We start from the raw sequence: 7,024 nt of genomic DNA on the forward strand, positions 1-7,024 counted from the left end.
CAGCGTAGCGAGGCGAGGTCAGGGTCTCCGCAGTGGCAGGTTCACCTCGATCCGCGTCCCGGCGCCGACCGGGCTGCTCACCCGCATGGTGCCGCCGAGCGACTCGACCCGGTCGTGCAGGCCGGTGAGCCCGCTGCCGCGCGTCTGGTCGGCGCCGCCGCCGCCGTCGTCGGCGACCAGCAGATGCAGGGCGCCGTCACGCTCCTCGGCCAGGATCTCGACGTGGTCGGCGTCGGCGTGCTTGACGGCGTTCGTCAGCGCCTCGGAGGCGACGTAGTAGGCGGCGACCTCGACGGCGTCGCGGTAGCGGCTGTCGAGGCGGACCGTCAGGTCGACGGGGACGGGCGAGCGGCGGGCGAGGGTGCGCAGCGCCGGACCGAGGCCGCCCTCGGAGAGGATCGCCGGGTGGATGCCACGCGACAGCTCGCGCAGCTGGTCGAGCACCTCCGTGACGTCGTCGGCGAGCCGGCCGACGGCCGCACTGAGTCCGGTCAGCTCGGCCGGCACCTCGGCCTGGGTGTTGCGCAGGTCCAGCGCGAGCGAGACCAGCCGCTGCTGGGCGCCGTCGTGCAGGTCGCGCTCGAGCCGGCGGCGGGTGGCGTCGGCCGCGGCGATGACCCTGGCCCGCGAGCTGGCCAGCTGCGCACGGCTCTCGGTGTTGGCGATCGCGGTCGCCACGATCTCGGTGAACGCGATCAGCCGTTGCTCGGTGTCGGCGGGCAACCGGCCGGTGCGCGACGCGACGCCGATGCTGCCCCAGAGCCGCGACTCGACGGCGATCGGGCTGGCCACCGCCGACCGGATGCCCTCGGCGCGCAGGCTCGGCGGCAGCTCCTGGATCACCGTCACGTCGGAGTAGTCCAGCCGGGCGGAACGGCCGGTGAGGCGCACGTTCTCGATGACCGACGGCTCCTCGGGGAACCACTTCGACCCGGGCTTGCGCCGGTTCGGGTCGCGCCAGCCGCGGGCGGCGAGGTAGGTCGCCGACCCGTCGCTCTCGAACCGCAGCACCGACGTGCAGTCGGCGCCCAGGAGGGTCCGCACCTCGTCCGCGACGATCGCGAAGACGGGGCTGGGGTCGGCGTCGCCGCGGGCGGCGAGCGTCGCGACCCGGCGCAGCGCGGCCTGCTCCTCGGCATTGCGCCGCAACTCCGCCCGTGCCTCGGCGTTGGTGACGGCGGTGGCGACGAGGTCGGTGAGGCGCTGGATCCGCGCCTCCGTCCCCGCGGGGAAGGCCTTGGCGTTCTTCGACGACGCGACGACGACACCCCAGAGATGCCCGTCGACGCTGATCGGGCAGCCGATCGACGAGCGGATTCCCAGCTCGCGGGCCTCGGCGGCGACGGTGCCGTCCTCGCCCACGAAGCTGGAGATGCGGGCCGTTCCGCCGGTGCGGCGCACCTCGCGAGCCACGCTGATGCCGTCCAGCTCGATGCGCGTGCCGACGGGAAGCCGGACCGGTACCCGCCCCCACGAGCCGACGCCGGTCACCGTCCCGTCGGGCTCGTAGCGCTCCAGCCGCACGAGGTCGGCATTGCAGAGCAGTCCCACCTCGCGGCTCACCGCCTCGAACAGCTCCGGCGCCGGGACCCCCTCGGCCACCAGCGTGGCGACCCGCCGCAGCGCCGACTGCTCCCCGGCGAGCTCCCGCGACTCGTGCACCGATCGCCGCAGCCCCGCAGCCAGCCCGGCCACCACGACCGCCGTCGCCACGAACACCCCGAGAGCCACCAGGGCCGGGCCTTCGCTCTGAGGTGGCGCGATGACCAGCACGAACGTGACCACGCCCAGCGCCGCGACCAGCACCGCGGGACCGGAGCCCCAGCGGATCGCGACGGGCAGGACGGCCAGCAGGTAGACGACGAGCAGCCCCCGCGGCGGGAGCTGCCGGTTCAGCAGCCAGACCAGACCCGTCGCCACCGCGACGAGGACCAGGCCGTTGACGGCTCCACCCGCCCACCGCCGCAGCAGCGGCCGGCCGGTCAGTGGTCCTGACGTCTCACTGATCTCCGGCCGCCACCACATCGCGCACGGCCCTCGCCGACAGGTCGGCCTTCCAGACGAACCCGGCCGCAGGACTGCCCGACACCAGTTCCGCGACGTCCTCTTCCCGATGGGTCGAGATGAGCACGACATGAGGCCCCGACGGCGTCGCCGCGACGATCCGGCGGACGAGGTCGAGGCCGCTCTCGGATCCCAGCGCGATGTCGACCAGAACGACGTCCGGCTTCAGGGCGTCGATCTTCTCGAGGGCCTCCGTGGTCGTCGTCGCCGTCGCCACCACCTCCAGACCGCCGCGCTCGAGGCTCGAGCGCGCTACCGCCAGGAATCGCTCGTTGTCGTCAACGATGACACAGCGCCGCACCACTCCACCAGCATTGCACCAGGGCATACCGGCGGCATGCCTGCTAACCGGAAACCCGGCCCGGGCCTCACGTCCGCACCGAGAGGAACTCCTGCATGGCCGTGGCCGCGTCGCGCAGGCGCTGCGCCAGGTGCAGCGCCTGCTGGACGTCCAGGGCGTACTCCTCGACGTCACCGCCGTCTCTCGCCAGCCGGACACGGAGGAGGCCGGTGTGGTGTTCTCCGTGCACGGTGGCGGGCTGGGCGTCGGCGGCGACGTCGAGGGTCGCGCGGTGGTCGGCCGCGCGCGAGCCGGCGTAGAGGGGATCGCCGGCTGGAGCGTCGTGGCGCCAGGGGTCAGCGCTGGGGGGATGCTTCCTGCCCGGCACCACGACGTCATGGGGGCCGCCGCGAGAGTCGGCGAGGGGCGCGGTGCGGCGGAACAACTCGACCACGTCTGCCGGGCGGTTCATCGCGGACCTCCTCCTCTGCTGCTCGACTTCGACGGCCTTCGCTCCAGCATCGCGCGGGGTGGCCGGCCGGCACATCGCGGCCAGCCACCATCCCGGCCTTCCAGCTAGCCGGAAGACGAATTGGCGGCTGGCCCTGACGACACGGGCGCACGCCCGGGCGGATGCTGGATTGGCAAGGGGGTGGAAGGAGACCCGACATGCTGACCCATGACGACGACCTGTCGACGCAGGACCTCCTGCAGATGCTCAACGTGCCGCTCGACGCGATCCCGTCGGTCGTGCGCGAGGCGGGCCGCCTGCTGTCCGCTCGCGGCGACGGCGCTAACGTCGCTGCTCGAGAAACGTGAGGACCGCGAGCACCCTGCGATGGTCCTCGTCGGTTTCCGGCAGGTCCAGCTTCGTGAGGATGCTGCGCACGTGCTTCTCGACCGTTCCCTCGGTCACCCAGAGCCGCCGCGCCACCCCGGCGTTCGACCGGCCCTCCGCGACCAGCGAGAGCACCTCGCGTTCGCGGTCGGTGAGCTCCGCGAGCGGATCGTGCCGCCGTCGGGCCCCCACCAGTTCCTGCACCAGCGCCGGATCGATGACCGACGCGCCGCGCGCCACCCGCTCCAGGGTGTCGACGAACTCCGCGACGTCGGTGACCCTGCTCTTCAGCAGGTAGCCGATGCCCCCGCCGCTGGCGAGCAGCTGCATCGCGTGCTCGACTTCGGCGTGGGCCGACAGAACCATGATCGCGACCTCAGGGTGGTCGCGCCGGATCGCGTGTGCGGCCTCCAGCCCCTCGGCCGAGTGGTCCGGCGGCATCCTGATGTCGACGACGACCAGCTCCGGCCGGTGCCGGCGCACCAGGTCGAGCAGCTCCGGCGCGTCACCGGCCTGGGCGACCACCTCGAACCCGGAGCGCTCCAGCAGGCTCGCCAGCCCTTCGCGCAGCAGCACGTCGTCGTCGGCGATGACCACCCGGATCGCGCTCATCGGTCCACCACCTCGGCCCTCGCCGACCTGGCACGGGCACACCCGGGAACCAGTCTGGCAGCGATCCGGCGGTTCGGCGCCGGTCCGAAGCGGTAGTGCAGGCGATGGTCCCGTCCGGAACCAGGTGTTCGTCCGTGTAGCCGGCCGCGATCAGGTCCTGGTGGCGCGATGCCTGGTCCATCCGATGATCGCGGTTGCCACGAACAGGACGACTCCGATGACGCCGATCCAGAGAATTCCCTGGATGGCAAAACCGACGATCGAGAGAATCAGCCACGCGGCAAGCAACACGATGACGAGTGTCAACATGTTCTCAGAGTACGCCCGGCGCACGGAAAGGCGCGTGTGAGCCGGCCGCAAAGACATCGACCGCAATTACGCGAGAGCCGGTCCCGTCTCTCCCCGGTGGAGACGGGACCGGCACCCAACGCAAGGCCGGCGCTCAACGGACAGCGGTACGCCGCTCGTTGACGAAGACCATGACTGCTGCGAGCGCGATGAGTGCGATCCCCGCTCCCGCCAGGATCGGGGTCGAGCCGCTGCCGGTGTCGGGCAGTTCACCGGTCTCGGTGCCGGAGTCGCCGGTGTCGGCTCCCGTCTCCGTGCCCGTGGGCGAATCGGTCGGCGTGGGCGTGTCGGTCGGCGTCGCTGTCGGTGTCTCGGTCGGCGTCGGAGTCTCGGTGCCGGTCTCGGTCCCCGTCTCGGTGCCGGTGTCCGTCCCCGTCTCGGTGCCGGTGTCCGTCCCCGTCTCGGTCCCGGTGTCCGTCCCCGTCTCGGTCCCGGTGTCCGTCCCCGTCTCGGTCCCGGTGTCCGTCCCCGTCTCGGTGCCGGAGTCGTCCCCCGTCGGCGTCGGCGTCGGCGTCTCCTCGCAGGGGTCGTCGGTGATCTGATTGGTGTCGAGGGTGACGGCGGCCGTGCGGGCCAGCGCCTGGCCCTGCAGGTTCGCGCCGGTGTTCATGGTGATCGATGCCATGGCCAGGATGGTGCCGATGAAGTCGGTGCCGGTGCCCAGCGTGGCCGAGCTGCCGACCTGCCAGAACACGTTGCAGGGTGCGGCGCCGTTGATGAAGATCACGCTGCTGTCGGTGGCGGTGATCAACGTGGTGTCGATCTGGAAGATGAACACCGCGGCCGGGTCGCCCTCGCCGTCCAGCGTCAGCTGACCCGTCAGCTGCGCCGCCGCGATCCGGTAGACGCCCGCGTCGAGCACCGTCCCGCCGAGCTCCGACGCCAGACTGGTGAACGGCGTCCGCCCGGCGGCGTCGTTGTAGGCCGTGGTGAGGTCGTCCTTGGCCTGCAGCGCGACTGCGTCGGCCAGGTGGGTCTCGCCCTGCACCTCGCCCGGGGGGAAGCCCGGCGCGGTGGTGCCGGGGTGTACGCCGAGGTCTTGCTCCAGGGTGGTCGGTCCGGTGTTGGTGACCGTGGAGCCGGCCAGCACCGAGAAGTCGCCCGCCGTCCCCAGCCCCACCGGGGCGTCGGCGGCGCTCGCGACGCCCGCATTCAGGTACAGCGGCGCGGTGACGAGCGCCGCAACGGCGAGACTGGCCACCCCCGGCCAGAACGCGCGCCGAAACTGATGAGTGGATGTCCTGGCCATGAATGACCCTTTCGGTTGAGATGCTCATGGGTCACGTCTGGCTGATGAACGCACGAGTCGCGAAGCATGTTTCCTCCACTGAACCAGAAATTGGCGCGCAAGTCGCCGTTCCGAACGATAAGATTCAAAATGAAAACTCTGAAATCGCCACATATACCCACAAAGTATTGAACAGGCTACGACGCCGTCGGTGTCAATGACCCAACCACTCGTCCGGCGACGCTTCATGTGCACCCCTGAATCAGCTCGGGTGGGTCGTCCCCGCGAACGATGGTGGCCGTCGCCTACGCGTTCGCGCTGCTGCGCTGCGGCTCGACGACCCCTGACACGGCCGCCGACGGGCGGGCCGGTTCGTCACCACCGGCGCCTGCCAGACCGTGCACGGCCGGCCGATGCCGGACGGCTGCGTAGGCTTCGGCTCTGACCGAGGCCGTCGCGGCCGGTCCGTTGACCGTGGACCATGCCTGACCGGCGTGGGTATGGCTGGCGAAGGGCCGGGCCACCTGCTTGCTCGAGGTTCATTCGACCGCGCCCGGCCTGACCCGAATCGGCGCAGGACGGCGGCCCGGCTGGAGATCCAGGAACGCCTTCCGGAACGAGCGCCGGGCACGAGTGGCCAGGCTCGACACGGCACTCGGTGTCAGCGCCAGCGCGGGAGCGAGGTCCCCCGGCGTGTACCCCTCGACGTCGATGAGCCAGAGCACCGCCCTCGACCGCAACGGCAGGAAGGCCAGTGCCGCGGCCACGTCGAGACAGACGTCCTCGCACCCAGCGTCGCGAGCCTCGTCCGGCGGCCGGATCGGTGCGCCGACAGCGATCGCCGACTGACGCATGTCGCGGTGACGGAAGGCCGCATGCTTCGCGACGGTGTAGAGGTAGCCGGCCGCTGAGTCGCGCGGCCCTCGGCCAGCTCTCATCGCACCGAGAACGGAGCAGAACGCCTCCTGGACGACGTCCTCGGCATCGTCCACGTCGCCGACGATGCCCAACGCGACATTGCGCGTCTGAGCGGCGAAGCTCCGATAGAGCGTGGCGATCGCGTCCTCAGGGTGTGACGCGGCGCGGCGACGACGCGGGTCTTCGCCGTTCCGGCCGGATGCTGTAGGCGATCGCATGCTGCGCGGATGAGCTCACACCGGGTCTGTCACGCCCCAGTGAGGGCGCACAGTCGGTGAGCGGCCCGGTCACGCGCCCTCGTGTCGCGCATGACCGGGCCATGTCCCGCGCCGGCCGGGGATCGCCCCAGCCGTGGAGCGGGAGCCTCTGGTGAGGTCGCTGCACGCGCCGCGCACCGAGTCGGCCGTCGAGTCATCCGTCGACCTCACCTCTGGGTGGTGGAGAGCAGGTCCGCTGGAACGGTGCCTCCGCCTCCGCAGGGACGGAGGCACCGCAGCGGGCTCCGGCTAGGAGGTCAGCCCGGACGTACCACCGGATCCACCCCACAGCCGGCGGCGATGGGCCGCCGCCAGGACCAGGCCACCGATCAGCAGCGCCATCCCGCCGGTCAGGAACCACCCGGTGATATCAGCACCGGTGTCCGGCAGGTCGGGCCCCGGCTGCTCGTCCGGCGTGTGATGGTCGGTCTCACAGCCGGCGTTGCCGTCGGCCGCCGGGACACACACCGCCCGGTCAT

9 protein-coding genes are annotated in these 7,024 nt (G+C 71.5%); 1 reads left to right on the forward strand and 8 read right to left on the reverse strand.

Annotated features, from left to right (window positions below):
• Positions 1 to 18 precede the first annotated feature (18 nt).
• The 3 genes from E1212_RS12085 to E1212_RS12095 all read right to left on the reverse strand — a co-directional run bounded on the left by E1212_RS12085 (position 19) and on the right by E1212_RS12095 (position 2,816).
• Positions 19 to 2,025: a sensor histidine kinase gene (locus E1212_RS12085; protein ID WP_131982674.1), complete on the reverse strand. Its 2,007-nt coding sequence runs from the start codon at positions 2,023 to 2,025 to the stop codon at positions 19 to 21.
• Positions 2,000 to 2,368, reverse strand: coding sequence for a response regulator (locus E1212_RS12090; protein ID WP_203416777.1), 369 nt, complete (start codon positions 2,366 to 2,368; stop codon positions 2,000 to 2,002). The genes E1212_RS12085 and E1212_RS12090 overlap by 26 nt, the downstream gene beginning before the upstream one ends.
• A gap of 64 nt (positions 2,369 to 2,432) precedes the next feature.
• Entirely contained in the window at positions 2,433 to 2,816 is a 384-nt protein-coding gene (locus E1212_RS12095) for a hypothetical protein (protein WP_131982678.1), read from the reverse strand.
• Positions 2,817 to 3,013: 197 nt separating this feature from the next.
• Between E1212_RS12095 and E1212_RS29420 the strand changes: the two genes are divergently transcribed.
• Positions 3,014 to 3,163 (forward strand): hypothetical protein, encoded by a 150-nt coding sequence (locus E1212_RS29420; RefSeq protein ID WP_162605436.1) that lies wholly within the window; start codon positions 3,014 to 3,016, stop codon positions 3,161 to 3,163.
• Here the strand turns inward: E1212_RS29420 and E1212_RS12100 are convergent.
• The 5 genes from E1212_RS12100 to E1212_RS12115 form a co-directional block, all read right to left on the reverse strand.
• A complete protein-coding gene (locus tag E1212_RS12100; protein WP_131982680.1) occupies positions 3,138 to 3,794 on the reverse strand; it encodes a response regulator transcription factor in 657 nt (218 codons plus the stop codon). The two genes, E1212_RS29420 and E1212_RS12100, sit on opposite strands and share 26 nt — an antisense overlap.
• 150 nt (positions 3,795 to 3,944) lie before the next feature.
• Positions 3,945 to 4,103 (reverse strand): hypothetical protein, encoded by a 159-nt coding sequence (locus tag E1212_RS29985; protein WP_203416778.1) that lies wholly within the window; start codon positions 4,101 to 4,103, stop codon positions 3,945 to 3,947.
• 133 nt (positions 4,104 to 4,236) lie between these two features.
• Positions 4,237 to 5,391, reverse strand: coding sequence for an ice-binding family protein (locus tag E1212_RS12105; protein WP_131982712.1), 1,155 nt, complete (start codon positions 5,389 to 5,391; stop codon positions 4,237 to 4,239).
• Between the two features lie 518 nt (positions 5,392 to 5,909).
• The gene (locus E1212_RS12110; RefSeq protein WP_131982682.1) at positions 5,910 to 6,506 is read right to left on the reverse strand and encodes an RNA polymerase sigma factor; all 597 of its coding nucleotides are present in this window, start codon (positions 6,504 to 6,506) and stop codon (positions 5,910 to 5,912) included.
• Positions 6,507 to 6,794: 288 nt separating this feature from the next.
• A partial coding sequence (locus E1212_RS12115; protein ID WP_131982684.1) for an LPXTG cell wall anchor domain-containing protein occupies positions 6,795 to 7,024 on the reverse strand: 230 nt, incomplete at its 5' end.

It is taken from the genome of Jiangella ureilytica (genome assembly GCF_004348545.1).
Lineage (GTDB): Bacteria > Actinomycetota > Actinomycetes > Jiangellales > Jiangellaceae > Jiangella > Jiangella ureilytica.

Coding starts and splice junctions, on each gene's coding strand:
- E1212_RS12085 (WP_131982674.1), bottom strand. CDS start 2,025: ATGTGGTGGCGGCCGGAGATCAGTGAGACGTCAGGACCACTGACCGGC.
- E1212_RS12095 (WP_131982678.1), bottom strand. CDS start 2,816: ATGAACCGCCCGGCAGACGTGGTCGAGTTGTTCCGCCGCACCGCGCCC.
- E1212_RS29420 (WP_162605436.1), top strand. CDS start 3,014: ATGCTGACCCATGACGACGACCTGTCGACGCAGGACCTCCTGCAGATG.
- E1212_RS12100 (WP_131982680.1), bottom strand. CDS start 3,794: ATGAGCGCGATCCGGGTGGTCATCGCCGACGACGACGTGCTGCTGCGC.
- E1212_RS29985 (WP_203416778.1), bottom strand. CDS start 4,103: ATGTTGACACTCGTCATCGTGTTGCTTGCCGCGTGGCTGATTCTCTCG.
- E1212_RS12105 (WP_131982712.1), bottom strand. CDS start 5,391: ATGGCCAGGACATCCACTCATCAGTTTCGGCGCGCGTTCTGGCCGGGG.
- E1212_RS12110 (WP_131982682.1), bottom strand. CDS start 6,506: ATGCGATCGCCTACAGCATCCGGCCGGAACGGCGAAGACCCGCGTCGT.